Annotated in this window: 1 protein-coding gene; it reads right to left on the bottom strand. The window is 69.8% G+C overall.

Annotated features, from left to right (window positions below):
• Positions 1-881, bottom strand: an 881-nt coding sequence (gene cbiE, locus AC097L_RS26475) for a precorrin-6y C5,15-methyltransferase (decarboxylating) subunit CbiE (protein WP_479589661.1), incomplete at its 3' end; no start/stop codon positions are given.
• Positions 882-1,019: the final 138 nt, after the last annotated feature.

Genomic DNA, 1,019 nt, shown 5'->3' on the forward strand with positions numbered 1-1,019 from the left:
CGGTGGTCTAGCCCAAACGATGCGGCGTTGGCGCGGATGTTCACTACCCGCTCGGCGTGCTGCTCCACCGCGCTGGACGTGCCGCCCGCCAGGCACCACTCCACCGACACCGAGCCCGACCCTGCGCCCAGGTCCCACAGGTGTTCGCCGGGGCGGGGTGCCAGGGCGCTGAGGGTGAGGGCGCGGATGGGTGATTTGGTGATTTGGCCGTCGTGGGCAAAGCCGTCGTCGGGCAGGCCGGGTGTGTGCGGTAAGCCCAGAGGGCCCGATACCTGTACAGCGACCGCAACAGGGCTTTGGATGTCTGCAAAGTCCAGTGTGCTGGCCACGCACTGGCGTATGCGTTCGCGCGGGCCGCCCAGGGCTTCCAGCACCCAGACGGGGGACGCACCCAAGCCTTGCTGGGTCAGCCACTGCGCAAAGTCGCGCACCGCCGGGCCATCGCGCAGCAGGCACAGCAGTTGCGCGCCGTGGTGCAATGCCGGGCGGCTACGGGCAAAGGGCGCGGCGTGCAGGGCCAGGCAGTGCACGGTTTCCAGCCGCCAGGCCAGGCGCGATGCGGCCAGCGAGAAGGTCGAGGGTGCCGGAAAAGCCTGCCATTCGCCGGGTGCCAAATGGCTTGCCAGGCTGCCACCCGCACCAAACCAGAACGGGTCGCCCGAGGCCAACACGGCCACCGGCTGGCCGCGCAGGGCCAGCACCGGGGCGATGTCAAACGGCAGCGGCCACTCCAGGCCCCGGCTGCCCACACCGGCCAGCGCCAGGTGCCGCGCGCCGCCAAAGACGTGCTGCGCGCGCGCCAGGGCCGAGCGGCTACCATCGCCCAGGCCATGCAGACCATCTTCTCCGATACCTATGATTGATAGCCAGGGTTCAGCCATTCAGCACCTCCTTCCACGGGTCCTCGTTTTGGGCGGCACCACGGAAGCCAGCCGCCTGGCCCAGGCCTTGGCGCTGGCGGGCGTGGACGGTATTTTTTCGTACGCAGGCCGTACCAGCGCGCCCATCGCCCAGCCGCT

This window comes from Rhodoferax sp. RT5P35 (assembly GCF_056521385.1).